Origin of the sequence: Halorubrum sp. GN12_10-3_MGM (assembly GCF_005435235.1) — an archaeon.
In the GTDB taxonomy this organism is placed as follows: Archaea; Halobacteriota; Halobacteria; order Halobacteriales; family Haloferacaceae; genus Halorubrum; species Halorubrum ezzemoulense.
Genome location: NZ_SGUB01000015.1, coordinates 1 through 24,674, shown reverse-complemented (window position 1 = coordinate 24,674; position 24,674 = coordinate 1). Strand labels below are relative to the sequence as shown.

Annotated in this window: 26 protein-coding genes; 8 read left to right on the top strand and 18 right to left on the bottom strand. The window is 71.4% G+C overall.

Going from position 1 to position 24,674, the window contains the following annotated elements:
• Positions 1–37: 37 nt before the first annotated feature.
• The 4 genes from ppsA to EXE47_RS11780 all read right to left on the bottom strand — a co-directional run bounded on the left by ppsA (position 38) and on the right by EXE47_RS11780 (position 4,918).
• Positions 38–2,359, bottom strand: a complete 2,322-nt coding sequence (gene ppsA, locus EXE47_RS11795) for a phosphoenolpyruvate synthase (RefSeq protein WP_086216187.1) — start codon at positions 2,357–2,359, stop codon at positions 38–40.
• A 373-nt stretch (positions 2,360–2,732) separates the two neighbouring features.
• On the bottom strand, positions 2,733–3,362 hold the full coding sequence (locus EXE47_RS11790; protein WP_049932475.1) for a hypothetical protein: 630 nt from the start codon (positions 3,360–3,362) through the stop codon (positions 2,733–2,735).
• 132 nt (positions 3,363–3,494) lie between these two features.
• On the bottom strand, positions 3,495–4,154 hold the full coding sequence (locus EXE47_RS11785; protein ID WP_049932476.1) for a hypothetical protein: 660 nt from the start codon (positions 4,152–4,154) through the stop codon (positions 3,495–3,497).
• Entirely contained in the window at positions 4,151–4,918 is a 768-nt protein-coding gene (locus tag EXE47_RS11780) for an AAA family ATPase (RefSeq protein WP_089307936.1), read from the bottom strand. Before EXE47_RS11780 ends, EXE47_RS11785 begins: the two co-directional genes overlap by 4 nt.
• 111 nt (positions 4,919–5,029) lie before the next feature.
• Between EXE47_RS11780 and EXE47_RS11775 the strand changes: the two genes are divergently transcribed.
• Positions 5,030–6,340 (top strand): MBL fold metallo-hydrolase, encoded by a 1,311-nt coding sequence (locus tag EXE47_RS11775; RefSeq protein ID WP_089307935.1) that lies wholly within the window; start codon positions 5,030–5,032, stop codon positions 6,338–6,340.
• Between the two features lie 19 nt (positions 6,341–6,359).
• Here the strand turns inward: EXE47_RS11775 and EXE47_RS11770 are convergent, their stop codons facing one another.
• The 6 genes from EXE47_RS11770 to EXE47_RS11745 form a co-directional block, all read right to left on the bottom strand.
• Positions 6,360–6,632 carry a hypothetical protein gene (locus EXE47_RS11770; protein ID WP_004596496.1) on the bottom strand — a complete coding sequence of 91 codons (273 nt, stop codon included), beginning with the start codon at positions 6,630–6,632 and terminating at the stop codon, positions 6,360–6,362.
• A gap of 85 nt (positions 6,633–6,717) precedes the next feature.
• Complete coding sequence (locus EXE47_RS11765) at positions 6,718–7,581, bottom strand: endonuclease V (protein WP_089307934.1); 864 nt, start codon at positions 7,579–7,581, stop codon at positions 6,718–6,720.
• Entirely contained in the window at positions 7,581–8,552 is a 972-nt protein-coding gene (locus tag EXE47_RS11760) for a rhomboid family intramembrane serine protease (protein WP_049932482.1), read from the bottom strand. The genes EXE47_RS11765 and EXE47_RS11760 overlap by 1 nt, the downstream gene beginning before the upstream one ends.
• Positions 8,553–8,680: 128 nt before the next feature.
• Positions 8,681–8,869: a hypothetical protein gene (locus tag EXE47_RS11755; protein WP_049932484.1), complete on the bottom strand. Its 189-nt coding sequence runs from the start codon at positions 8,867–8,869 to the stop codon at positions 8,681–8,683.
• Positions 8,870–8,958: 89 nt separating this feature from the next.
• The gene (locus EXE47_RS11750; RefSeq protein WP_049932486.1) at positions 8,959–9,666 is read right to left on the bottom strand and encodes a type I 3-dehydroquinate dehydratase; all 708 of its coding nucleotides are present in this window, start codon (positions 9,664–9,666) and stop codon (positions 8,959–8,961) included.
• A gap of 84 nt (positions 9,667–9,750) precedes the next feature.
• Positions 9,751–10,725, bottom strand: coding sequence for a transcription initiation factor IIB family protein (locus EXE47_RS11745; RefSeq protein WP_006114298.1), 975 nt, complete (start codon positions 10,723–10,725; stop codon positions 9,751–9,753).
• 255 nt (positions 10,726–10,980) lie between these two features.
• Between EXE47_RS11745 and EXE47_RS11740 the strand changes: the two genes are divergently transcribed.
• From EXE47_RS11740 to EXE47_RS11730, 3 genes are all read left to right on the top strand, one after another.
• On the top strand, positions 10,981–11,778 hold the full coding sequence (locus tag EXE47_RS11740) for a cobalamin-binding protein (protein WP_089308097.1): 798 nt from the start codon (positions 10,981–10,983) through the stop codon (positions 11,776–11,778).
• A complete protein-coding gene (locus tag EXE47_RS11735; RefSeq protein ID WP_049932488.1) occupies positions 11,775–12,323 on the top strand; it encodes a DUF84 family protein in 549 nt (182 codons plus the stop codon). Before EXE47_RS11740 ends, EXE47_RS11735 begins: the two co-directional genes overlap by 4 nt.
• Before the next feature lie 153 nt (positions 12,324–12,476).
• Positions 12,477–12,731 carry a hypothetical protein gene (locus EXE47_RS11730; protein WP_049932489.1) on the top strand — a complete coding sequence of 85 codons (255 nt, stop codon included), beginning with the start codon at positions 12,477–12,479 and terminating at the stop codon, positions 12,729–12,731.
• 6 nt (positions 12,732–12,737) lie between these two features.
• Here EXE47_RS11730 and EXE47_RS11725 read toward each other — a convergent pair whose 3' ends face one another.
• From EXE47_RS11725 to EXE47_RS11710, 4 genes are all read right to left on the bottom strand, one after another.
• Positions 12,738–13,349 (bottom strand): MarR family transcriptional regulator, encoded by a 612-nt coding sequence (locus EXE47_RS11725; RefSeq protein ID WP_049932491.1) that lies wholly within the window; start codon positions 13,347–13,349, stop codon positions 12,738–12,740.
• Positions 13,350–13,440: 91 nt separating this feature from the next.
• Positions 13,441–14,574, bottom strand: coding sequence for an SPFH domain-containing protein (locus tag EXE47_RS11720; RefSeq protein WP_085682739.1), 1,134 nt, complete (start codon positions 14,572–14,574; stop codon positions 13,441–13,443).
• 109 nt (positions 14,575–14,683) lie between these two features.
• Positions 14,684–15,175, bottom strand: a complete 492-nt coding sequence (locus EXE47_RS11715; RefSeq protein ID WP_086219634.1) for an SRPBCC family protein — start codon at positions 15,173–15,175, stop codon at positions 14,684–14,686.
• 34 nt (positions 15,176–15,209) lie between these two features.
• Positions 15,210–17,210 carry a bacterio-opsin activator domain-containing protein gene (locus tag EXE47_RS11710; protein WP_137708344.1) on the bottom strand — a complete coding sequence of 667 codons (2,001 nt, stop codon included), beginning with the start codon at positions 17,208–17,210 and terminating at the stop codon, positions 15,210–15,212.
• 222 nt (positions 17,211–17,432) lie between these two features.
• Between EXE47_RS11710 and EXE47_RS11705 the strand changes: the two genes are divergently transcribed.
• Entirely contained in the window at positions 17,433–19,496 is a 2,064-nt protein-coding gene (locus EXE47_RS11705; protein WP_089307932.1) for an AAA family ATPase, read from the top strand.
• Between the two features lie 87 nt (positions 19,497–19,583).
• Here the strand turns inward: EXE47_RS11705 and EXE47_RS11700 are convergent, their stop codons facing one another.
• Together EXE47_RS11700 and EXE47_RS11695 are read right to left on the bottom strand one after the other, a co-directional pair.
• Positions 19,584–19,808, bottom strand: coding sequence for a hypothetical protein (locus EXE47_RS11700; protein WP_049931340.1), 225 nt, complete (start codon positions 19,806–19,808; stop codon positions 19,584–19,586).
• 65 nt (positions 19,809–19,873) lie between these two features.
• Positions 19,874–20,656, bottom strand: a complete 783-nt coding sequence (locus tag EXE47_RS11695) for a bacteriorhodopsin (protein ID WP_080508572.1) — start codon at positions 20,654–20,656, stop codon at positions 19,874–19,876.
• Positions 20,657–20,834: 178 nt separating this feature from the next.
• Here EXE47_RS11695 and EXE47_RS11690 point away from each other — a divergent pair, with 178 nt between their 5' ends.
• The 3 genes from EXE47_RS11690 to EXE47_RS11680 all read left to right on the top strand — a co-directional run bounded on the left by EXE47_RS11690 (position 20,835) and on the right by EXE47_RS11680 (position 23,273).
• The gene (locus tag EXE47_RS11690; protein WP_049931338.1) at positions 20,835–21,209 is read left to right on the top strand and encodes a SlyX family protein; all 375 of its coding nucleotides are present in this window, start codon (positions 20,835–20,837) and stop codon (positions 21,207–21,209) included.
• A 129-nt stretch (positions 21,210–21,338) separates the two neighbouring features.
• Positions 21,339–22,391 carry a Brp/Blh family beta-carotene 15,15'-dioxygenase gene (locus EXE47_RS11685; protein WP_049931337.1) on the top strand — a complete coding sequence of 351 codons (1,053 nt, stop codon included), beginning with the start codon at positions 21,339–21,341 and terminating at the stop codon, positions 22,389–22,391.
• Between the two features lie 141 nt (positions 22,392–22,532).
• Complete coding sequence (locus EXE47_RS11680) at positions 22,533–23,273, top strand: protein sorting system archaetidylserine synthase (RefSeq protein WP_049931336.1); 741 nt, start codon at positions 22,533–22,535, stop codon at positions 23,271–23,273.
• 77 nt (positions 23,274–23,350) lie between these two features.
• Here the strand turns inward: EXE47_RS11680 and psmB are convergent, their stop codons facing one another.
• Both psmB and EXE47_RS18735 read right to left on the bottom strand, forming a co-directional pair.
• Complete coding sequence (gene psmB, locus EXE47_RS11675) at positions 23,351–24,082, bottom strand: archaeal proteasome endopeptidase complex subunit beta (protein WP_049931335.1); 732 nt, start codon at positions 24,080–24,082, stop codon at positions 23,351–23,353.
• Positions 24,083–24,339: 257 nt separating this feature from the next.
• A complete protein-coding gene (locus EXE47_RS18735) occupies positions 24,340–24,507 on the bottom strand; it encodes a hypothetical protein (RefSeq protein ID WP_167373065.1) in 168 nt (55 codons plus the stop codon).
• Between the last annotated feature and the right edge of the window lie 167 nt (positions 24,508–24,674).

Sequence of the window (24,674 nt, the reverse complement as noted above, 5' to 3'; positions counted from 1 at the left end):
CTCTCGGCGCCGGGAGAGAAACGCACCGCGAGCGGACTCAGCGAACCGAATCGAGTAGGAGGCGCTGTTCGGTCCGCTTCACCTCGTGTTGGACGTCGCGGACCGCGTCGATGTTCGCCGAGATCGAGGAGACCCCCTTCTCGACGAGGAACTCGACCATCTCGGGCTTCGAGCCGGCCTGCCCGCAGATGCTCGTGTCGACGCCGAGCTCGCGGCACGTCTCGATGGTGTCGCCGATGAGCCGCAACACGGCGGGGTGGAGCTCGTCGAACCGGTCGGCGACGTGCTCGTTGTTGCGGTCGACCGCGAGCGTGTACTGGGTGAGGTCGTTGGTCCCGAAGGAGGCGAAGTCGATGCCCGCCTCGGCGAGCTCCTCGATCTGGAGCGCGCTGGCGGGCGTCTCGATCATCACGCCCCAGCGGTGCGTCTCGGGGTCGATCCCGGCCTCGCGCATGTGCCGCGCGATCCCCTCCACGTCGGCGGCGTCGTTGACCAGGGGGAACATCACCTCCAAGTTGTCGTACCCCATGTCGTAGAGGCGCGCGAACGCGGCCAGCTCCTGCCGGAACGGCTCGGGCTTGTCGAGGCTCCGGCGGATCCCGCGCCAGCCGAGCATCGGGTTGTGCTCGGCCGGCTCGCCCTCGCCGCCCTCCAGCTCGCGGAACTCGTCGGTCGGCGCGTCGATGGTCCGGACGCGGACCGGTCGCGGGTAGAACTCGTCGGCGACGCGCCGGACGCCCTCGATCAGCTCGTCCTGATAGGCGCGGGCGCCGTGGTCGGCGATGTACGTCTCGGGCGTCTTCCCGAGCGACAGCACCATATGTTCGATCCGGAGCAGGCCGACGCCGTCGGCGCCCGTCGCCGCCGCGCGCTCGGCCGCTTCCGGGATCGAGACGTTCACCTTCACCTCCGTCGCCGTCATCGGCTTGACGGGGGTCTCGGGGCGCGCGGCCTCGACCGGCTCGAACTCCTCGCCCGGCTCGGCCGACTCGTCCTCGCCGGCCCGGAGCGTCCCCTTGTCACCGTCGAGCGTGACCTGCTGGCCGTCTTCGAGGACGCGGGTCCCGTTCCCCGTCCCGACGACCGCGGGGACGCCGAGCTCGCGGGAGATGATCGCGGCGTGGCTCGTCATCCCTCCCTCGTCGGTGACGATGCCGGCGGCGCGCTTCATCGCCGGCACCATGTCGGGCATCGTCATCTCCGTCACCATCACGTCCCCCTCCTGTACCTGATCGAGGTGGTCGAGCTTGTGGACGAGCCGGACGGCCCCGGAGACCACGCCCGGGCTGGCGCCGAGCCCGTCGACGAGCACGTCCGCGTCGTCGTCGCCGCCCCGCGCAGTCGTCGCGCCCTCGCCGTCGGCGGCCGCCGCGTCGGCGCCGCTCGCTCCGCCCTCGTCGCCGGCGTCCTCTCGGATCGTCGTGATCGGGCGCGACTGGAGCATGTATATCTCGCCGCCGTAGATCGCCCACTCGACGTCCTGCGGGGCGCCGTAGTGGTCCTCCACGCGCTCGCCGAGCTCGACGAGGTCGCCGATCTCCCCGTCCGAGAGGACCCGCTCGCTCCGCCGGTCCTCGTCGACGTCGAGCTGGACCGTCTCGCCGGTGTCGGGGTCTTTCACCATCTCGACTTTCTTGTCCGCGACGGTGACCTCGTCGACCGCGCCGCGCTCGCGGTCGTACACGTAGTTGTCGGGCGAGACGGTTCCGGAGACGACCGCCTCGCCGAGCCCCCACGCCGCCTCGATGGTGACCTGCGGGTCGCCCGTCGAGGGGTGGCTGGTGAACATCACGCCGGACTTCTCGGCGTCGACCATCCGCTGGACGACGACCGCGATGTCGACGTCCGCGTGCGGGAACCCGCGCTGCTGCCGGTAGTAGATCGCGCGCTGGGTGAAAAGCGAGGCCCAGCACTCCTTGACGCGCCGGAGGAGGTCGTCCTCGCGGACGTTGAGGAACGTCTCCTGCTGGCCGGCGAACGAGGAGTCGGGGAGGTCCTCGGCGGTCGCGGACGAGCGGACCGCGACGAACGCCTCCTCGCCGTCCTCGCCCATCGCCCGGTACTGTTCCAGTATCTCCTCGCGGACCTCCTCGGGGAACGGGGTGTCGAGGATCAGCCGCTCGGCGGTCGCCTCGGCCTCGCGGAGGGCGGCGGAGTCCTCCGGGTCCACGTCGACCGCGTCGAACAGCTCGTCGTCGATCCCGGCCTCCTCGATGAACGTTCGATACGTGCCCGCGGTGACGGCGAACCCCGGCGGCACCGGGAGCCCCGCACCGATGAGTTCGCCGAGCGACGCGGCCTTCCCACCGACGGTCCCGACGTCGTCGGCGTCGACGTCCTCCAGCAAGAGTACTGCCATTCGTGTACCCGGAGGATCCGCGAGGCGACCTATGAAGCTTCCGGCATGCGAAACGGTGAATAAAACACAACTCGGGACCGAGTTGTCTCCGACGGCGCAGCATGGGGGATCGTCCCGGACGCGAACCCGCGAACGAGCGACTGGCACCGTGCGGTAGCCCGACCGGAAACAGTTCGTCGACGACTGAACACCGATCGTCCGTCAAAACGAGGGCCGGAGCGTCGGGGACAGCGAACCGGATACCGGTTCGTACAACCTCATAATCGATGAATCGGTCTATACTTACCTCCCGTTCCGCGTTCGGATCCCGTAACGATTTACAGGGTCTGTAACAGCATTCCGGACGACTGTCCTCGGCTCGGAGTCCGCGTCGTCAGCTCTCGTCGAGCCGCCGACGCTCGTCGCGCAGCAGTCGCTCCCAGAGCCCGAACAGGGCGCTGTCGAGGTCGTACGCCTCGTCGACGCGCCGGACCCAGCGGTCGTCGGCGAACAGGTGCCGCTGGAACCGACGCACGTCCGGCGAGAGGTGGTCCCGATCGCCGCCGTAGTACGACAGCGACTCCTCGCGGGTCCGCGCGATAAGGTCGGCGGGCACGTCGATGCCGTCCGCGGCCGCGACGTGGACGAACCACTCTAAGTGGAGCAGCGAGTCGGCGAGCAGGAACCGCTCGCGGAAGCCGGAGGCCCGCGACAGCGCCGGCGCGCCGTCGATCCGCACGTCGGCCGGCCGCGAGAACCGCGGCGCGGTCGCGGTCACGGACGCCCGGTCGGCGACCGCGCCGGCGACTCGGCGCAGCCGCCAGTCGCAGTACCGCACCGGCGCGATGAGCGCGAGCTCGTACCACGTCGGCAGCCACTCGCAGTACGGCTCCGAGAACGCCCCGTCCGCGAGCAGCGTCGCCGCGACCGACCGGGCCTCGTCCGGCGTCAGTTCGTCGGGGGCCGTCCGGAGGCGGCGCTCGACTCGGTCGCCGTTGAGGCTGTCGACGCCCGAAAAGCCCATTCCCTCGGCGACGCCGGCCGTGTACGCGCGGCCGGCGGCGTACCAGCTCGCGAAGTCGGCGGTCGTCGTCAGCCGCAGCAGTCGGAGGACCGTGATACTGACATGACGGGCCGGGCCGGAATAACCGTTCGGTCAGCGGTCGACCGCGCCCCCACTCACCGCACCGTCCCCGGCCGCCGCGTCGGCGTCGTCCCCGTCCGGTTCGGCCGATCCGTCGAGCGCGTCGTCGAGCCCCCACTCGGCCGCCCGGTCGCGGGCCTCGGCTCGCGCCTGCTCGCGGATCGCATCGATCCGGTCGTCGTCCGCGAGGAAGGCGGCGACGGCGTCGTCCTCGTCGTCGCCGTCGCGCAGTCGCTCTCCGGGCGCCGCGTCGCGGGTCCGCTCGGCGAGGTCGGCGTCGTCGGCCAGCTCGGTCGCGGCCGCGTCGGGCGCGACCCGCAGCGACTCCTCCTCGTGGGCCGCCGCCAGTCCGCTCCGGTCGACGGCGTACAGCTCGACGCGGTAGGGGCCGGGGACCGCGAGCTCCGCGAGCGCGTCCGGCCCGCCGCTGTCCGTCACCGTGTTGTACGCCAGCACGGGCACGCCGTCCTCGAAGGTGAGGACGCCGCGTGCCTTGCCCGAGAGTAGCAGCGTCTCCTGCGGGACGAGCGTCGCGTAGCCGGTCAGCCCGCGGTCGAGCGCGCGCGACAGCGTCGTTCCCACGTCGGAGACTACCCGCGAGCGCAGGAGCGTCCCCCGCGGGACGGTGAGGGTCGGCGACGCCGACCCGTCGCCCTCCGGGCTTCCGCTCATGGCGTGTCGGGCACGACCGCGCTGCGGAACCGGTCGGCGACCGCGTCGCCGTCGCCGTCGCGCACGTCGAGCCGGTCGGCGGCCCGCCGGTAGCGCGCGGCGGCCTCGCTCTCCGGCGCGTGCGCGATCAGCGGCTCGCCGGCCCGGCGCGCCGCGCGGACCGCGTCGCTCTCGGGGACGTTCGCGAGGACGGGGCCGCCGAAGTGGCGCTCCGCCTGCGCGGCGACGTCGTCGGCCCCGCCTCTGACCTTGTTGAACAGGACGCCGGCCGTCTCCGTGCCGTACGAGCGCGCGTACTCCTGGACCTTCAGGCCGTCAGAGAGCGCGGGGATCGTCGGCTCGACGACGACGACGACGCGGTCCGCGAGGACGACCGGCAGCACGGCGGACTTCGAGCCCAGCGCGGCGGGCGAGTCGAGCAGGAGCACGTCGGTGTCGCGCGCGAGCTCGGCCACCACGTCGCGGAGCCGCTCCGGCTCCGCGGCCTCGAAGCCCGCGAGCGAGGTGCCACAGGGGACGACCGAGAGTCCGAACCGCTCGTAGGTCGCCTCGTTCACGTCCGTCGCGGTGCCCTCGACGAGGAGGTCGTGAAGGGTAACCGCCGCGTCGTCGAGCCCGGCGTGAAAGAGGAGGTTCGCCATGCCGGTGTCGGCGTCCACGACGGTCACGTCGTGATCGGCCGCGAGCGCCATCCCGAGCGCGAGCGTGCTCGTCGTCTTCCCCGTGCCGCCCTTCCCGCTGGCGACCGCGAACGCCTCGACCATACGCCCGGTCGCCCGGCGGTCCGAATAAATCCTCTTCATCGCGCTCGCCCGCTTCGCTCCTCGGCCGTGTCGGCGGCAGCGCTTTTGATCCCGCGGCGCGATGGGAGCACCATGGTCGAGACGATAGCCGCCGACGAGTTCCGCGACAGGATCGACGAGCGACGGCGCGGCGAGCGCTCGTTCGCCGTGGTCGACACGCGACCCGAGGAGAGCTTCGCGGGGTGGCGCGTGGCGGACGCGGTCCACTACTTCTACAAGCCGTTCCACGAGTTCGACGTCGACGACTTCGAACGCGAGACCGGGCTCTCGACCGACGACAGCGTAATCACGCTGTGCGCGAAGGGGAAGGCCTCCGACGACTTCGCCGCCGAGCTCGACGCCGCGGGGTACGAGGACGTGACCGTCGTCGCCGACGGCATGCGCGGCTGGTCCGCGGTGTACGACAGCACCGAGGTCCCGCTCGGCGACCGGCCCGACGCGGCCCCGCCGCTCGACCTCGTCCAGGTCCAGCGCCGCGCGAAGGGGTGTCTGGGCTACCTCGTGGTCGGCGGTCGCGAGCCGGGCGACGCGGACCACGTTCCCGCCGACCGATCCGACGCCCGGGACGGCTCCGACCGCGTCGCCGTCGCTATCGACGTCTCCAGACACGGCGACGAGTGGGTCGAGGCGGCCGCCGAACGCGGCGCGTCGATCGCGGCCGTTGTCGACACGCACGTTCACGCGGACCACCTCTCGGGCGGCCGGGCGCTCGCTGACGACCTCGGTGTCCCGTACTACCTGCCCGCCGCGGCCGCTGCCCGCGACGTGGCCTCCGAGTTCGAGCCGATCGAACGCAACGAGACGCTGGACGCCGGCGGCGTCGACCTGAAGGCGCTCGCGACGCCCGGGCACACCGACGACGGCGCGAGCTACCTCGTCGGCGACGCGGCGGTGCTCACGGGCGACACGCTGTTCACCGACAGCGTCGGCCGGACGGAGCTCCAGTTCTCGGCGGACGACGGCGGCGAGGGCGGCGCGGACGGTGGAGGCGTCTCGGACGGGGGTGCCGCGGGCGCGGCCCGTCGGCTGTACGACTCGCTCCACGGGACGCTGCTCGCGCAGCCGGACGGCGTCGTCGTCTGCCCGGGCCACTTCGCCGTCGCGAACGACGGCTCGACCGGGGAGGTCGAGCCCGGCGAGCCCGTCTTCACGACGGTCGGCGCCGCGCGCGGCGAGATCGACGTCCTCGGCCTCGACGCGGACGACTTCGTCGAACGGATCACGCGGACGCTGCCGGAGAAGCCGCCGAACTACGAGTCGGTGATCGCGGCCAACCGCGGGGTCGAGTCGCCGGCGGACGAGACCGCCGCGATCGAACTCGAACTCGGTCCGAACCGCTGCGCCGCCGAGCCGGACGCCGGCTCCCCCGCGGACGACGACTGACGGCGTCGCGCCGAACCGCTTACTCGTCGTGGATGAAGACGAGCCGCTTCGACTCCGTGTTGACGAGACAGAGGTCGATCCCGTCGCGGGTGGCGCCGATCTGCTGCCAGCCGTGGTCGCTGACGAACAGCGTCTGGAAGACGCCGCGGTCGCAGTCCGGGTTCGGACAGCCGACCCCCGCGGCGTTCTTGTAGACGGTGGTCCCGCCGCCCGAACTCTGTCGCACCAGCCCGTCGGTCAGCGACCGGAACTCCTCGGCGGACATCGGACTCTCGGCGTCGTCGTCTCCCATGTCTCTGCGTTCGCGGGCGACCGTCTAAAAACCGCCTGCCCGTGGTAACAGGTGACACAGTGTCGGTCCGAAACGGCCTCCGCGCTCACTCCGCGTCGCCTTTCGCCCGCTCCGCGTGCGCGTCCGCGAGCCGCGTCGGCTCGGGGAGCTTGTAGCCCGCGCACAGCGCCGCGACGAGGTCGACGGCGCTCTCCGCGGACACGCGGTGCCCGGGACTGACGTAGAGGGGGTTCACCCGCCTGCTGTTCGGGTACTGGCGCGACTGGAACGCGTGGCCGATCACCGTCCCCGGCTCGGCCGTCGTCACCGCGTCGTCCGCGCGGATCGGCGTCCGCCAGCCCGCGGGGCGCTCGGCCGTCGGCTCGTCCGGCTCGCCGCAGAGGAGGCTCTTCGCGACGCCGACGCTCGGCACGTCGCACAGGACGCCGACGTGCGTCGCGAGCCCCGCCTCCCGGAAGTGGATCCGCCCGGAGCCGTCGCAGACCAGCAGATCGGCCTCGGCGTCGAGCGCGTCGAGCGCGGCCAGTATCGGCTCGCCCTCCCGGAACGCGAGCAGGCCCGGAATGTACGGGATCGACAGCGGCGTGGTCGCGCTTGCGTACTCGACCACGGTCCCGCCGCGGAGCGCGACCGCGGCGGAGACGGCGGCGTCGGGACGGTCGCCCGCGCGGTCGGTGCGGAACGCCTGGTCGACGCCGACGACGGTGGGCACACCGGACTCCTCCACCGCGCCGCCGGTACCGGGGAGCGTCTCGTTCGCGACCGCGTCCGGGCGAGCCGGCGGGAGGCCGTCGGCGAGCGAGGCGGCCGACTCGACCGCGACGGCGGCCGGGTCGAGCGCGTGGTCGTCGTCGAACGCCGCGGCCGCCGCGATCTCGCGCTGGAGCGACTCCATCTCCTGCCGCGACAGCGACGGGTCGGGACGGAGATCGGGCCGCGCGAGGTCCATTAGAAGCGTCCGCCCGGACCGCCGGGGCCTCCTGGACCCCCGGGGCCGCGGGCGCCGCCCATCGAGACGCCGCCCATGCCGCCCGCGGAGCGGGCGAGCCCCTCGTTGCGCTTGCCGAACGCGAGCCCGATGGCGAACCCGATCAGGTGCGCGAGGTGCGCGATGCCGCCCACGCCGCCCGTGCCGCTCGTGACCACGAGCAGCGCGGAGACGACCGCGATCCCCCACGTGAGGTACTTGATCTTCATCGGGATGACGAAAAAGAGGAGGACCTGCATGTTCGGCCGCCAGACGGTGAGGACGCCGAGGATCGCGAAGCCGGCGCCGCTGGCGCCGAGGACCCCCGTCGGCGGGGCGTTCGTCGCGATCGCGAAGAGGACGTGGCCGAGCCCCGCGGCGATCCCCGCCCCGAAGAAGAACGCCGCGAACCGCTTCGACCCGACGGCGCGCTCGACGAGGGGGCCGAAGAACAGGATGACCACGCTGTTGCCGATGATGTGGAACAGCTGTCCCGGGGCGTGCGAGAACACCGAAGTCACCCACGTCCAGACGTTCGTGACCGCCTCCGACTGGAGCACGAACAGGGTGTTGTGGAGCGATTGGCCGCCGACGAACAGCGCGACCCACTGCGCGACGAACGTGACCCACATCGCCAGCAGGATCGCGTACGTCGCGTTGTTGCGGAAGAAGCTCACGAACCCGCCGGTGCCGGTCTCGCGGTCGACCCGACGCTTGACGCGGTCGACGACTCCGCCCCCGCCGCCCCGCGCGTCGGCGGCGCCGCCCGCGGCCCCGCCCTCGACGCTCTCGTCGAAGCCGCTGTCGAAGACCCCGCCGGGGTCGTCCCACTCGGCGAGGCCCGGACAGTTGTGGTTCTCGGGCAGTCGGTGCTCGGCGCAGAACGTCTGGCCGCACCGCTTACACTGGTACGGGAGGTTCTCGTACTCCCCGCATTCGTCGCACGTCGCCATTGACGACACTTACGCGGGCGGTCGTAAAGCGGTTTGGCTCCGTCCCGGGCGCGTCGGCCGGTCGGCGACGCGGCGAGCCGGGCCTGGCGACCGGATCGACGTGCGCGACGGCGACGCGGTCGCCGCGTTCAGTCCAGTACCCGCCCGGCGACGACCGCGACGGCGACCCCGGCGACCGCCACGCCGACGAGCGTCGGGACGAGTCGGCCGGACCCCCACTCCCACCCGAGGAATCGGGTGCCGACGACCGCGACGAGGGCGATGAGGAGGCCGAACGCGGAGACCACCGACGACTGATCCGATCCGATGAGGGCCATCTCACCGCCGTAGTTCGACGGCGGGCGTGAAAAGTGTCCGCCCCTACGCGCGCCCGGTTTGCTGTCCCTACGCGTCCGGCTCGCCGCCTCTACGCGCCCGGCTCGCCGCCTCGAAGCCTGTCGACGAGGGTTCGGAGCGTCGCGAGCGGGTACTGCCCCGGCGCGGTCGCCTCCGCGGGGTCGACGGGCGCGTAGCCGATCTTCGAGCCGTAGACCGGGGCGACCGCGCGGGTGTGACGCCCCGGCTCGCCCATACACATCGTCGCGACCCGATGGCCAGCGACGGTCGCCTCGTGGGTCGCCTCGAGCATCGCCAGCGCGTCCGCCGGGGCGGTCGCGGTCGTCGCTAGCTTCCCCACGTCGCCCTCGCTCGCGGCGTCGGCGAGCAGGTCGACCAGCGCGGCCGGCTCGGGCGTCGACTCGAAGTCGTGGACCGACGCGACCACCGCCACCCCCTCCCTTCGGGCCGCGTCACGCAGCGCTGTCGCGTGCGACTCCTCGGCCGGGTCCGGGTGCGTCCCGCGCAGCGCGGCGAGCTCCACGTCGACCGCGGCGACCGCGTCGCGGGCGACCGCGTCGGAGAGCGCGTCGTAGCGCGCGAGCCCGTCGGCCTCGCCGCCCTCCCACGACGCCCGGTTCGTGACGAGCAGGGGGAGCTCGCCGTCGTAGCTCGCCAGCTGGTCGCGCGGGGCGTCCGCGAGGTCCATCCGGAACTCCACCGCGTCGGCGTGGTCGCGGGCCCGCGGCTCCTCGGAGAGGTCGGCCGTGCTCGCCGCGAGGACGAACTCCTCGAACATACGCGGGCGTACCGCGGGCGGGGACTTAGCTGGTCGGGGTAGAACGGCGTGGGGGTCGGTCGGGTCGGCGGGGAAAGCGTCCGCTTACGCGACGAGGCCGTCCTCGGCCTCCAGCAGCTCGTGGTACCGGTTCCGGATGGTGACCTCGGAGATGTCGGCGACCTCCGAGACGGCGGCCTGCGTCGTCTTCTCGTTCGTGAGGAGCGCGGCGGCGTAGACGGCGGCCGCGGCGAGGCCCACCGGCGACTTACCCGAGTGGACGCCCTTCTCCTTGGCGTTGCGGAGGAGGCTCTTCGCGCGCATCTCCGACTCCTCGCTCAGTTCGAGGTCGGAGGCGAACCGGGGGACGTACTGCTCGGGGTCGGCCGGCTTCACTTCGAGCTTCAGCTCGCGGACGACGTAGCGGTACGTCCGCGCGATCTCGGCCTTCTCGACGCGCGACACGTCGGCGATCTCGTCGAGGCTGCGCGGGACGCCGGCCATCCGGGCGGCGGCGTACACGCAGGAGGTGGAGACGCCCTCGATGGAGCGACCGGGGAGCAGGTCCTCGTCGAGCGCGCGTCGGTAGATGACCGAGGCCGTCTCGCGGACGTTGTCCGGGAGCCCCTGCGCGCTCGCCATGCGGTCGATCTCGCCGAGCGCCTGCTTCAGGTTGCGCTCCTTGGAGTCGCGGGTGCGGAACCGCTCGTTCCACTTGCGGAGCCGCTGCATCTTCTGGCGCTGGCGCGCGCCGAGCGACCGGCCGTACGCGTCCTTGTCGCGCCAGTCGATGTTCGTCGAGAGCCCCTTGTCGTGCATCGTGTTCGTCGTCGGGGCGCCGACGCGGCTCTTCTCGTCCTTCTCGCGGGAGTCGAACGCGCGCCACTCCGGGCCGCGGTCGACCGAGTCCGCCTCGACGACGAGCCCGCAGTCGCTGCAGACGGTCTCCCCGTGTTCCTCGTCGTTGATGACGTGCCCGCCGCACTCCGGGCAGCTGAGCGTCTCGTCCGTGTTCTCCGATTCCTCCTCGTTCGTCTCCGTTCGGGAGCGACTCCCCCGTGTGTGTAGTCGTTCACTCATAGCTCGGTGGCCCCCGGAAACTGAAACTGCCCGAGAGCGATCTTACGTTACCGTCGGCAGAAGATAACTTAAAACGACCGGAACGTGTCGCTCGGATCTCGACAAAAGAACACGATCTATCACGCGTTTTCGCCGATCCCCGATCGGTCGGGACGCGCGGACGACCTCGGCCGCCCGCGGCCGCTATCACCGCCGCGGCGCCGCGTCAGCGTGGCGATCGAAACCGTTGAGACGACCGCGACCGGATCGGACGCCATGTCCGCGCCCCGTGTCGTCTCGCTCGCACCGAGCGCGACCGCGACGGTCGCCGGCCTCGGGGCGGCCGACCGCCTCGTCGGCGTCACCGCCCACTGCGACCTCCCGGACGGCTCCGACCCCGGGTCGGCGCACGGTCCCGACCTCCCGACCGCCGTCGGCGGGTGGCTGAACCCCGACCTCGACCGCGTCGCCGCCCTCGACCCGGATGTCGTCCTCACGAGCGACGCGCTCCAGGCCGACCTCGCGGCCGCCTGCCGCGACCGCGGCCTCGACGTCGCGCACCGCGAGCCCGCAACGCTCGACGACGCGTTGGACGGGTTCGCGGCCCGCGGCGCCGACGTGGGCCGCCCCGAGGCCGGCGAGCGCCTCGCGGCCGACGCCCGCGAGCGACTCGACCGAATCGCCGAGGCCGTCGCCGACCGCCGCCGTCCGACCGTGTACTGCGAGGAGTGGTCCGACCCGCCGATGGCAGCCGGCAACTGGGTCCCCGACGCCGTCCGCGCCGCCGGCGGACGCTACCCGTTCGCCGAGCCGGGCGAGCGCTCCCGCGAGGTGGAGCCCGCAGACGTCGAGCGCGCCGATCCCGACCACGTCGTCGTCCACGTCTGCGGGCACGGCGACCGCGTCGACCCCGCCGGCGTCGCCGGGCGCGAGTGGGTCGATGCCCCCGTTCACGTCCTGGACGACTCCCTCCTGAACCAGCCGAGCCCCGCCCTGATCGACGGCGTCGAGCGGCTGGCGCGCTTGCTCCATCCCGAGGCGTTTTCGGCGCCGGACGACGACGCCCGGACATGACGATCCTGCGAGTCGGCGTCGGCAGCGGCAACCCGGTGAAGCGGCGCGCGGTCGAGCTGGCGGTCGGGTCGGCGGGCGACGACGACCTCCCCGGCGGTCCGACCGGCGTCGCGGTCGAGTCGGTCCCGGTCGACTCCCGCGTGAGCGAGCAGCCGACCGGCCACGCCGAGACGGTCGCGGGCGCGGAGAACCGGGCCCGCGCGGCGCTCGAACCCGACCGCGACCTCGGCGTCGGCATCGAGGGCGGCGTCGCGGGATTCGACGGCGCCGACGAGCGGTTCCTGATCATGTGGGCGGCCGTGACCGACGGCGACCGCGTCGGCCGCGCCGCCGGGCCGAGCCTCGCGCTCCCGGCGAACGTCGCCGCCCGCATCGACGACGGGGCGGAACTCGGTCCCGTGATGGACGACCTCCTCGGCACCGACGGCGTCGCGACGCGCGGCGGCGCCGTCGGGGCGCTCACGAACGGTCGCGTCGACCGGGCGGAGGCGCTCGCGGCCGCGGTGAGCGGCGCGCTCGGTCCCTTCGTCGCCGAACTGTACTGAGCCTGTCCGCGTCGCCGCCCCGGTTCGAAGACCGTACCCAAACCCGCTGCTGGGACGGGACTCTCGCTCGTCTCACCGTAGAAAACCGCAGGACAGCGGCGTGTTAACCCGACCTACCAACCGGCTTATGCGGGGTGATGACGTGATGGCTGTATGAGCACGGCTCACCCGGACGCGGTCGCAGCCGAATCGGCCGGCCTCTCCGCGAAACAGGCGCGTATCCTGCGGTACCTCCGCGAGAACGCGTCCGACCGGACGTACTTCAAGTCGCGGCTGATCGCCAACGACCTCGACCTCTCGGCGAAGGAGGTCGGCGCGAACATGAGCGCGGTCGTCGACGCGGCCACCGATATCGACGTCGAGAAGTGGGGGTACTCCTCCGGCACGACGTGGATGGTCACGGCCTGACCGAAGTCAGGGGTCGTACGCGACCAGCGACGCCGCCTCGTCGGCGAACGCGACGGCCTCGGCGTCGAATGAGTCGGCGTACCGGACGACGAGCGTGAGCAGCCGTTCCGGCTCGGTCAGCGCGTAGCCGTCGGTCCGGTCGAGGAGGCCCGCGCCCTCCAGGTCGGCGGCCGCCGCGCTTATCGTCGGCCGCGAGACGCCGAGGGCCTCCGCGAGGTCGGCCCCGGTGGCGCTCGGGTCGCGCAACAGCGCGAGGATCATCCCGCGGGGCGTCTCTCGCCGCAGGTAGCCGAGCGCCCGTTTGTCGGTCTCGTCGAAGCGCCCGGCGGGGAAGAAGCGCCGGTAGTCTGCGTCCTTCACCGACTCGATCTCGCCCGCCTCTTCGAGCTTCCGGAGGTGGTACTGCGCCTCGCCGGTGCCGAGCCGGAGGTCGTCGCGGAGCTTCGAGAAGTGCGCGCCGGGGGTCGTCGGCACGTAGCCGCGGATCGCCTCCCGCGTCTCGTTCGCGTCCCCGCTTCCGTCGTCCGCGCTCGCGGTGCCGACGAACGGCGCGGCCGCTCCGACCGCGGCGAAGCGGCGGAGCGTCTCGCGTTTCCGTCCGTCGAACCCCTCTGTCACGCCGAGTAGTAGTCTACGCCCCGACAAAAACACTTCGTTCGATCCAATTCGGCGCGGAGAATCGACAGCCTTGACCGCGCTCCGCGCCGATTTACTGCTCCTTCTCCACTTCCGCCGCCTCTTCGTCGTCCATCTCTTGGATGACCTCGTCCGCGGACCTGATGCTCGCGCCGGCGTCGCCCGACTTCACGGCCTCGGCCTCCTTCTCTAACTCCTCGACGTTCATCTCCGCCGACTCCTCGATCTGGCCGAGGATCTCGTCGATGTCGTCGAGGCCGAGCATCTTCCGCGTGTCGGCGTCGAACTCCTTCCCGTCGAGCCCCTCCATCTCCTGGACGTCGGAGCCGGAGAGGGCCTTGCCGTAGCGGCCGACGAGGCTGGTGAGCTCTTGCGGGAGGACGAAGGTGGTGGACTCGCCTTTCCCGATCTCCTCTAGGGTCTCCATGCCGCGCTCGATGATGGCGCGTTCGCCCATCGACTCGGCGGAGCGGGCGCGGAGGACCGTCGAGATGGCGTCCCCCTGCGCTTCGAGGATCTGGGACTGTTTTTCGCCCTGCGCGCGGATGATGTTGGACTGCTTGTCACCCTCGGCCTGCTCGACCGCGGAGCGGCGTTCACCCTGCGCTTCGAGGATCATCGCGCGGCGGCGGCGCTCGGCGGAGGTCTGCTGCTCCATCGCCTGCTGGACGTCTTTCGAGGGGTTGACCTCGCGGACCTCGACGCTCTCGACGCGGATCCCCCACTCGTCGGTGGGCTCGTCCAGTTCCTTGCGAATCTTCGCGTTGATCTCTTGGCGCTTGTTCAGCGTGTCGTCGAGCTCCATGTCGCCGAGGACCGCCCGGAGGGTGGTCTGCGCGAGGTTCGAGACGGCCTTCTTGTAGTCGTCGACTTCGAGGAACGCCTTCTTCGCGTCCATCACCTTGATGTAGACGACCGCGTCGGCGGTCACGGGAGAGTTGTCCCGCGTGATCGCCTCCTGCCGGGGCACGTCCAGCGTCTGGGTCCGCATGTCGAACGGGTACGTGCGGGAGACGAACGGCGGGATGAGGTTGATCCCCGGTTCGAGCAGTTTGCGGTACTCGCCGAAGACGGTGAGCGTCTTCTTCTCGTAGGCGTCGACAATCTCGAACGACTGCCAGAGCGTGACGACCACGAGCAGAAGCGCGAGCAGGCCGACGCTCACGAGCCCGAAGCCGAGGCCGGCTTGGAGGGTGATCGGTTCCATGCCTCCTAGTTAGGCTATCCCACGGTTAATAGTTCGCCTGTCGACGCCGTACCGTCCCGCAGTCCCCGGGTCGCGGCGCCGCGGCCGCGCGCTGCCCGCTCCCGAAGCGTCACTCGTTCCCGTCGAACTCGGCCGCGACGTTCTCCAGCGCCGCCCGGAGTTGCCGCTCGTTGAACCGACGGACAACGGGTGCGCCGAGCCTCGTGAGCGCGTTCTCCGGCAGGCCGTACGTCGCGGCGTACGTCAGCTCCGTCCCCCGGTCGACGGGCTCGGTCCGGAGGTCGATGGTGCCGGTGAGCCGCCCCCGGAGTTCGAAGACGTGGCGCTCGGACGGCTCGTGGAGGGTCTGGACTATCTCGCCGTCGATGCCGACTCCCGCCATCCGGTAGGTGTACGAGAGGCGCTTCCCGCCGTTCGCCAGCGGTTCGACGTCCCGAACGTCCGTGAGCCCGGGCGTGACCGCCGCGTGGTTCGCCGGATCGTCGAGGAACGCGAACACGGACTCGGGGTCGGCCGCGACGACGATCACGTCGCTCGCGGCGAACGGATCGTCGCCCGCGTCCGGCCCGTCGTCGCTCGGGCTCGACTGCTCGTCGCTCATGCGGCGGCACCCCCGCTCACAGACCCCTGGGCCATCAGTTTGACCGGGGATCGACGTACGCCTCGACCAGCTTCCGCTCGGCCGCGCGGAGGTGCTGGTGGAACGTCTGTCGGGTGATCCCCATCCGCTCCGCGATCTCCGACCCGTCGACCGGCCGCGGCCACTCGAAGTAGCCGTTCAGCTCGGCGGTCTTCAGCGCCGCCCGCTGCCGGTCGGTGAGCCGCTCGTCGACCGCGGCCGCGAACTCAGCGACGGTCCGGTCGCGGCTCTCGCGCTCGACGCGCGAGCGGAGCTCGACGCCCTCGTACTCGTCGCGGAACACGTCGAGGATCGACCGGACGTCGCGCTCGGGCGGCGCCTCTATCGTCAGCGTCGCTCCCTCCGGCGTGGCGGTCGCCTCGGCGACGACGCCGCCGTGATCGGCCAGCTGGGTGAGCGGCGGCGACTCGGTGATGGTGACGGCGAAGCTGACGCCGTCGTTCGTCTCCGAGACGGTCCGCATCGATTCGACCAGCGGGAGGGAGGCGAGCTCGTCGAGGTCGACGCCCTCGCCGTCGGCGCGGAAGTACAGTTCGCAGGCGTCGTCGTCGAGTCGCGTCGTCCCGAGGTGTTCGACTTCCCCGCCGACCGCGTCTGCGATCCGCGCGAGCGACGCCGTCGAGTCGCGGATCCCGACCACGAGCTCCACCACGCGGTCGGTCGTGAGTATCTCCGTGGTCTCGATGGAGTGGAGCCCGTTCGCGATCATCTTCCCGACGGACTCGCACACCCGCCGCTCGCGGCGGTCGAGCACGTCCGCGCCGCTGCCGTAGATAGCCAACAGGCCGTACTGCCGCTCTCCGTACGTCAGCGGCACGACGAGGAGGCGCCGCCCGCCGGCGGTCTTCGGTTCGAGCGGGCCGTCGGCGACGTGCTCTATCGAGCCGCTGTGCGGCTCCCCCGTCTCGACCGTCTCCCGTACCTCCGCCGGCGTCTCCTCGATGTCGAACGTCGCGCCCGACTCGACCGCCACGCCGCTCGCGGCGCGTATCTCGAGCCGACCGGTCGCGGACGACACCTCGCCGATCCACCCGCCGGCGTACCCCGGTTCGCCGGCGACGACCTCGCACACGCGCTCCGAGATGACGCCCGAGTCGCGGTTCTCGACGAGGATGCGACTGATATCGCTGAACAGCCCGTTCACGCGGCCCAACACCCTGTCCAGCGAGCGCCGCTCCGTCGCGAGCTTCTCGGCGCGCTCCTCGGCGAGCCGCTCCGCCGCCTTCCGCTCGCTGATGTCGTTCTGGAACCCGACGTAATGGGCCAGCTCGCCCTCCTCGTCGTAGATCGGCGCGACCGTCAGCTCGTTCCAGAACGGGGTCCCGTCGCGCCGGTAGTTCCGGATCTCGACGGTCGCCTCCTCCTCGTTCGCGATCGCTTCCCCGATCTCGTCGACGGTCTCCGGGTCCGTCCCCGGTCCCTGGAGGAACCGCGGGTTACGGCCGAGCGCCTCCTCGACCGGGTAGCCGGTGTGCTCCTCCCACGCGTTGTTGACGTACACGAGCGGGTAGTCCGGGAGGTCCGGATCGCTCATGCTGATCCCGATCGGCGCGTCCTCGACGGCCCGCGTCACCTCTCCCGCGGACGGCTCGTGGTCGGACACGTCCTGTCGCGGCTCCGAGGTCGGCACCCCCGAGCAGACCGTCGAGACGTCGGAGACGAGCCGTTCGATCGACGCCGACCCGTTCTTCTGGAGGAACCTGTCGACGCCGTTCTCGAAGGCGGCCTCGGGGACGCCCTCCTCGTCCGTCTCGGTAAACATCACGACCGGGACGCCCGCGTCGGACTCCTCGATCGCGGTCGCGAGCGCAACCCCGTCGTCGCCGGCGAGGGCGTACTCGCTGACGACGCAGTCGTACTCCCCGGTCGTCGCCTTCGCGACCGCGGACGAGGCCGTGTCAGTGCGCGTCACTTCGAACCCCGCGGCGCCGAGCGCCGTCTCAATCCGATCGCTCCCCTCCTCCGGGTGGACGAGGAGCGCCCGAGCGTTCGCCATGCTCCGCCCTTCGCACCGACACGGGTTAATGCTTGCCTGCCTTCCGGCGGTCCGGGTCTCCCCCCGCGGGTCGGACGACTTGGACGGCGTGGACCGACCGCCCGGGCTCCAGTCGGCTGTCCAGTTAGGGGGTGATTACTTTGTGGTCGGTAGGCGTAACGATCGACGTATGCTGTCGACGATAGTCGCCGCCGGACCGTCCCGCGAGCGAGCCCGGACACGATGAGCGTGCGCGTTCCGGTCCGCGAGCCGCCCGCGTCGGTTCCCGAAGACCGCGTCGGCCTCCCCGAAGCCGTCCTCGCCGACCTCGGCGTCGCCCCCGGCGGTTCGATCGCCGTCGAGGGGTCGCACCGCGTCGTCGCCCCGGTCGTCGCGGTCGACGCCCAGACGCGTGCCGTCTTCCTCCCCGAGCGGCTCCGCCGGAGCGCCGGACTCGATCCGGGTGACAACGCGACCGTCGCGGCGTCGTCGCTCCCGGTCGCGTCGTCGATCACGCTCCGGCACCGGCAGTCCGTCGACCTCGAGCGGAGCGAGGACGCCATCCGCCGCCGGCTCGATCGGCGGGCCGTGGCCGTCGGCGACGAGGTCGAGGTGACGCGCCTCGGCGGCGCGCTCACGCTCCGGTTCGACGTGCGGGACGTGACCCCCTCGTCGCCGGCGGTCGTCGGCGACGACACCGAGATCGCCGTCGCGGCCGACGACGGCCCGGACGTCGTCGCCGAGTCCCCGGGAACCGGTGGCCCCGGCGCCGGCGTCGTTCCGACGGCGACGTTCGACCGCCTCCTGGACGCCGTCTCCACGCGGTTCGACGCGGCGGAGACCTTCGAGTCCGCCGGCTCTCCGACGCTCGGGCTGCTCCTCCACGGGCCGCGCGGGTCGGGGAAGACGACGCTCGTCGAGGCCGTCGCGGCCGCGACCGACGCGACGCTCGTCCGCGCCTCGGCGGCCCGGCTCCGAGGCGAGCGGACGAGCGACCGCACGGACCGCCTCGACCGGCTCGTCGAGGCGGTTCCCGCGGGGGAACCGACGGTGGTCCTCCTCGACGACCTCGAAGCGCTCGGGGCCGACGACGGCGCCGACTCCGCGCTGGCCGACCGCCTCCGGTCGACGGTCGACGAGCTCCGCGCGGGGGACCGGACGGTCGTGATCGGCGCGACCACGGACCCCAGCGGCGTGCCGTCGGCGCTGCGCCGCGGCGGGCGGTTCGACCGCGAACTGGAGGTCGAGCCGCTGACGGCGGCCGAGCGCGCCGACGCGCTCGAAGCGCTCTGCGAGGGCGCGTCGCTCGCGATGGATGTCGACTTCGAGGCGGTCGCGGCGCGGCTCAACGGGTACGTGTTCGCCGATCTGGCGGTCCTCGCGGACGCGGCGCTGGAGCGCGCGGTCCGCCGCGACGGCCGGACCGCGATCCGGATGGCCGACTTCGACGCCGCGCTCGACGACGTCGAGGCCACCGGGCTGCGAGAGGTCACCGTCGAGTTCCCCGCGGTCGGCTGGGACGAGGTCGGCGGGCTCGACGAGGCGAAGCGGGAGCTGGTGCGCGCGGTGTACTGGCCCTTCGAGTACGCCGACCGCTTCGCGGAACTCGGGATCGACCCCCCGTCCGGCGTGCTGCTGTACGGCCCCCCCGGAACCGGGAAGACGCTGCTCGCGCGCGCGGCGGCGAGTCTCAGCGACGCGAACTTCATCCCGGTGAACGGGCCCGAACTGCTCGACAAGTACGTCGGCGAGTCGGAGAAGGCGGTCCGCGACCTGTTCGCGACCGCCCGCGAGAACTCCCCGGCGGTGATCTTCTTCGACGAGGTCGACGCGATCTCGCCCCGGCGCCGCGGCGACGACACCGGCGCCGGCGAGCGCGTCGTGTCGCAGCTGCTGACCGAACTCGACGGGCTGGAGCCGCTGACCGACGTCGCGGTGATCGCGGCGACGAACCGCCCGGACGCCATCGACGAGGCGCTGCTCCGGCCGGGCCGGATCGAGAAGGCGGTCGAGACGCCGCTCCCCGATCGAGACGCGCGCAGGGAGATCCTGGAGATCCACGCCCGCGAGATGCCGACGGCGGCCGGCGTCGACCTCGACGCCCTCGCCGACCGCACCGGCGGCTACAGCGGCGGCGACATCGCGGCGCTGGTCCGGGAGGCCGGGCTGCTCGCGATCGAGGACGCGATCGTCGACGACGGACCGGTCGACCCGACCGTCGGGCGTGACCACTTCGAGCGCGCGCTCGCCGAGACATCGCCCTCGACCCGGGACGGGAGGGCCGACGCCGGGCTGCCTGAGAAGTGAACGGTCAGGGAACGGGCGCGGCTCGTGCGGAGAACGACGGCACCGCCGCGATCGGCGGTGCGACGCGAGCCGCGCTTCTCGCCCGCCTCAGTCCGACTCCTCGTGGAGGTTGAGGACGAAGTAGACGACGCCGATCATGGCGACCAGCTCCAAGGCCGCCATCGTCCAGAACCGGGCGTTGAACCCGCCTCCCGGCTCCTGTAGCGTCGGGATCAGGAATATCCCGACGAGCGCGGTCACGACGCAGGCGGCGAGTCCGACGACGGACCGTGTACGCAGCACTGGCGGCTGTTCGGTGGTAGTGTCAGTCATGTCGAAAAATGAACGCTGGAAACGGTTGAACCGTGTTGTTCTGCCGCGTCGGGTCCGCTAGCCGATCAGTCCGCGGCGGAGGCCTCGGCGCCCGCGGAGGGCTCCGGTGCCTCGGTGTCGCCGAGGATCGCGCGGCTGCGGAGCAGGATGAAGCCGAACCCGACCTTGGCGGTCACGTCGAGCACCATGAACAGGAGGGTCTCGATGCCGAGGCCGACGACGCCGGCACCCTCGGTACCGATGATCCACAGGATCGGGTAGGCCGTCCAGAGCACCAACACCAACGCCGTAAGGGTGTTGAACGTGCTCGCGACCTCGGGACCGCGCTCCTTCGCAGCGGCGCGCAGGCTCGTGGCGAGGAAGTACAGCACGACGATCATGCAGATCGTGCTGAACAGCCACCACGTGTACCGCGCGAGCGGCGTGTGCGAGAGCGCGCCGACGAGTCCGGTGACGATCATCAGCGCGTCGACGCCGACGAGCGTGCCGATGCTCACGCGGTCGACCTTCGCCAGCAGCGCGAGGTCGAGCAGCAGCAGCGGCGTGGTGAACAGCCAGTCCGCGTACCGCGCGTAGTAGATGTCCAGCATTTCGCTGCCGACCTGAACTTCCGTCAGGCCGATGCCGAAGAACATCGACAGGTACGCTGCCGACGCGATCCCCGGCACGAGGATCGTGATCGAGTAGTACTCACGGGCCTCCTTGTCAGTGACCCCCCATCCTTTAACGATGAAGTAGAAGGTCCCGATGAGCATCAGTAGCGTGCCTATGCCCAACCAGAGCGTCTCGGGGCGACCGTCCCCGAGCAGATCAGCTCCAACGGCTGCGGTTAGCGCTATCGGGTCCATACCCACTTCGTTATACTGTGTATATTCTATTCAGATCGATGCCAACCTAGTCAGGTATCGCCCCGTGACGACGCCCCCTTCTGGCGCGGGGTCCGGCGCCGGTCGACCCTGACGGGCTGCGGGTCGGGGTGACGTTGTCGGCCTGAAAGTAATGACCCTGGGGCTCTACCAGTCTCGTATGGCAGACGACGACGCCGAGGCGGAAGCCGAACAGCGTAGCGAAAGCACTGCGGAACAGGAAGCGGAGGAGACCGACGACGTCACCATCGACGTCGAGGCGATAGACGCCTACGAGCAGCGCATCGAGGAGCTGTCCACCGCGGTCGAGGAGCGCGAGGAGACGATCGAGGAACTCCAATCGGTCGTCGAAGAACAGTCCGAACAGATCGAACGGCTCGAAGGGCAGTTCCTCGATCTGTCCGCGCGCGTGGCGGACGGACGGAACATCGGCGTCTGCCCCGAGTGTAACGGCCCCACGGAGAAGAAGGAGCGGCTGTTCAGATCGGACACGATCGAGTGCACGCGTTGCGGCGAAGTGATTCACACGTACTGACGCCGCCGCCCGAACCGCCCCCTTCGGAGCGGCGAAACGCTCGCGGAGACGGTCGCGGGGACGACCCGAATATAAAACACCGAATAATGGCGACGAGGCCCTAACCCGGTAACGGCCGTACGTACGTCCATGTCGACGACGACGGCGAGCCCGGTGCGGCGACTCCTCGGTGAACCGGAACGGACGGCCATCGGTGCCTCGCGCGTGGCGCTGCTCCTCCTCGCGGTCGGATTCGGCGCCCTGTCCGCGGTCGGCACCGACGTGTCGCTCCGGACTCAGATGATCGCGTACCTCGTCGGGATGGTCGCGTTGAACCTCCCGCACGGGGGGTACGAACACTTCTCGAATCTCCGCCGGCGGGGGCTCCCGTTCGGCGCGCGGTACGTGGCGCTCTACCTCGGCTTCGTCGCGTCGTTCGTGGCCCTGTTCGTCGTCGCGCCGTTGCCCGCGCTCGCGCTCGCGTTCGGGACGGCGGTCGCGAAGGGCGGGCACGGCGACCTCCGCGTGATGGACGCGCTGATCGGAACCGACCACCTCCCCACCAAGCCCCAGCGAGCGCTCGCCGCGCTGATCCGCGGCGGCGCCGTGATGATCGTCCCCGCCGTCTTCTGGACCGAGACCTACTACAGCTTCACCGGCATCATGTTGGGCGTCTTCGACGGTCGGTTGGCCGGCCCGGCCGCCTCGAACCCGGAGACGTTCACCACGGCGCTCGGCGCGGTCTTCGGGCTTGGCGTGATGACGCACCTCGGCGGCGGCCTCGCGACTAGCCTGCGCTCGACCGGCGGCGTCAGCCGGTCGTGGCTCCTCGACGCCGCGGAGACGCTGCTGCTCGTCGCGTACTTCGCGCTCGTGCCCGTGGTCGTCGCCATCGGGCTCTACTTCCCGCTGTGGTACTCGCTTCGGCAGTCGGCGCGGAGCATGGTCGTCGAACAGGAGCAGCCCGACCGGACGGAAGGCGTCTCGCTCGTCGTCGCGTGGGGCGTCCTCGTCGTCGGGGCGCTGGTCACGGCGAGCGTCGCGACCGCCCTGTGGACCGTCGCGCCGAACCCGCTGGCCGGCGGCTCGCTGCTCTCCGGCGCGGTCGCCTTCTACACCATCTTCGTCTGCGTCATCGCGATGCCGCACGTCGTGGTCGGCGAATGGCTCGACTTCGGCCGCGGCATCTGGTACGTCCCCTGACCGAGGCGTCTTGGCCTCGCGGCCGCGCCCTCCGTTTCGGTCGACACACACCTCGGCAGTCCCGGACTCTCGCGACCGGGCCGCCGCCGCGCGGTCGACGAGATAACAAACCCTAAAACCCGGCTCGGCGACCGATACGGTATGCCTCTGCGGTTCGCTCGGCGGCTCGGGCTCGCGGACGCGGTGACCGTGGCCAACGCCGCCGTCGGGTTCCTCGCCGTCGTCGCCGCGACGGTCGACGTCGCGCTCGCGGCCAGGCTCGTCCTCCTCGCCGCCGTCGCGGACGGGCTCGACGGGGTCGTCGCCCGCCACCGCGGGTCGACTCCCGCCGGCCCGTACCTCGACTCGCTGGCCGACGTCGCCTCCTTCGGCGTTGCGCCCGCCGCGCTCGTCGCCGCCGTCGTCCGCGACGGGCGCTCGCTCGCGACGGACCCCGCGCTCGTCGCCGCCGTCGTCGGCGCGGGCGCGCTGTTCGTCGCCGCCGCGGTCGCCCGCCTCGGCCTCTACACGGCCGACGAGGACGGCGCCCGCGAGACGGTGGGCGTTCCGACGACGCTGGCCGCGACGGTGCTCGCCGCCGCCGTCATCGCGGGCTACACCGCCCCGGTCCCGCTCGTCGCGGCCACGACGGCGTTCGCGCTGCTCATGGGGTCGACGGTCACCTACCCGGACCTCCACGCGCAGGACGCGCTCGTGATGGGGGTCGTTCAGGCGGCCGTGATCCTCACCCCCGCCGGTCACATGGCGACGAGCGCGCTCCCGGCGTGGATCGGCGAGGGGTTCGCGTTCGCGCTACTGTTCCTCGCCAGCGGCTACCTCGTCCTCGGCCCGCGGTTCTACTGGGGTGACGGGATTCAGGCGCCGCCGGAGCTCCGGCGGTGACCGAGCGGCCGCGAGCGCCTCCGCTGGCGGGTCGGGACTCGCGAAGAAATACCGAAGCGGCGTCCCGTTGACGCCGACTACAGCAGGTCGTCGAACTCCTTGTACCGGGTGATGTCGACGCCGTCCTCGGTGACGACGGCGACGTTGATCCCGTTGCCCGAGGCGAGGTCGCGCTCGACGGCGGACTGGATCGCCTTCGCGGCGATGGTCTTCGCCTCGTCGATGCTGACCTCGTCGTCGTACTCCTGCTCTAAGACACCGAGCGCGTACTGCGACCCGGAGCCGGTGACGGTGTACTCCTCCTCGGTCGTGCCGCCGAGGGCGTCGATGGAGTAGATGTGCGCGCCCTCGTCGTCGACGCCGCCCAGGATCGGCTGGACGACGAAGAACGCCCCGGAGCGGAGGAGGTTCCCCGTCAGGGTCGACAGCGCTTCCATGGACATGTCCTTACCGCGGCGGGCCTCGTAGAGGCTCGTCTCGGCGCGAAGCGTCGAGATGAGGTTCTGGGCCGCCGAGACGGAGCCCGCGATGGTCAGGGCGCCGCGCGGGTGGATCTCCTCGACCTTCTGGACGTCCTTCGAGGAGACCATGCCGCCGAGGGAGGCGCGCATGTCGGTCGCCATCACGACGCCCTCGTCGGCCTTGATGCCGACGGTAGTGGTCCCCGTCTTCATCTCGCCGTCGCCCTCCGCCTTCGCGGCGCGGCGCTCGCTGTGTTCGAACTCGCCGAGCTCCGGTCCGAAGACAGGCTGGTCGCGGCCGAGGTCGGCAGCCGGCCCGTCTGAGAGGTCGCCAGTCGGTGTTCGCATTACGCCCACATTCGCCCGGCGCGCTGATAAAGGCAACCCTTCGGGGGCCGCCGACCGGTTCCGACGGGCCTATCCGTCGCCGGGCCGCGACCGGCCGACCGCGGCGGGGGACACTGGATCGCGACGGACCTCGGAGCGGGCGCTGCGGGGCTGCGACGGGCACGAGGAGAGCTGTGCGGGATCGCGGGTCGAAGGAGGGTCTCTCCGTCGCTCGGCGTCTGGTCGGTTGGGGAGAACGAGCTACTGTCGGCGCGCGATCACTCCTGGTCGACGGCCTCGGTGGTCGTCTCGACGAGCCGACCGACCGGGACGTTGATGCCGAGGTGCTGACGCGCGAAGACGGCCACCGGGAACAGCGAGATTCCGACGGCGACGGACGCTTGGTGCAGCCCGAAGAGGGCCGCGGTACGGATGCGGTCGAACATTGGACTTCTGTCACACCCCAACGGAGGGGTATATAAATATCGTACGTGTTTAGCCCGAACTGATTTCGCTGCTATCTCATAGAAGGCGCACAACTTAGCCTGTATGAACTGGCAGCAGAGGTTCGCGATGATTCTCAGGGATGGGCTCCGTCGTGGAGCCCATCCCG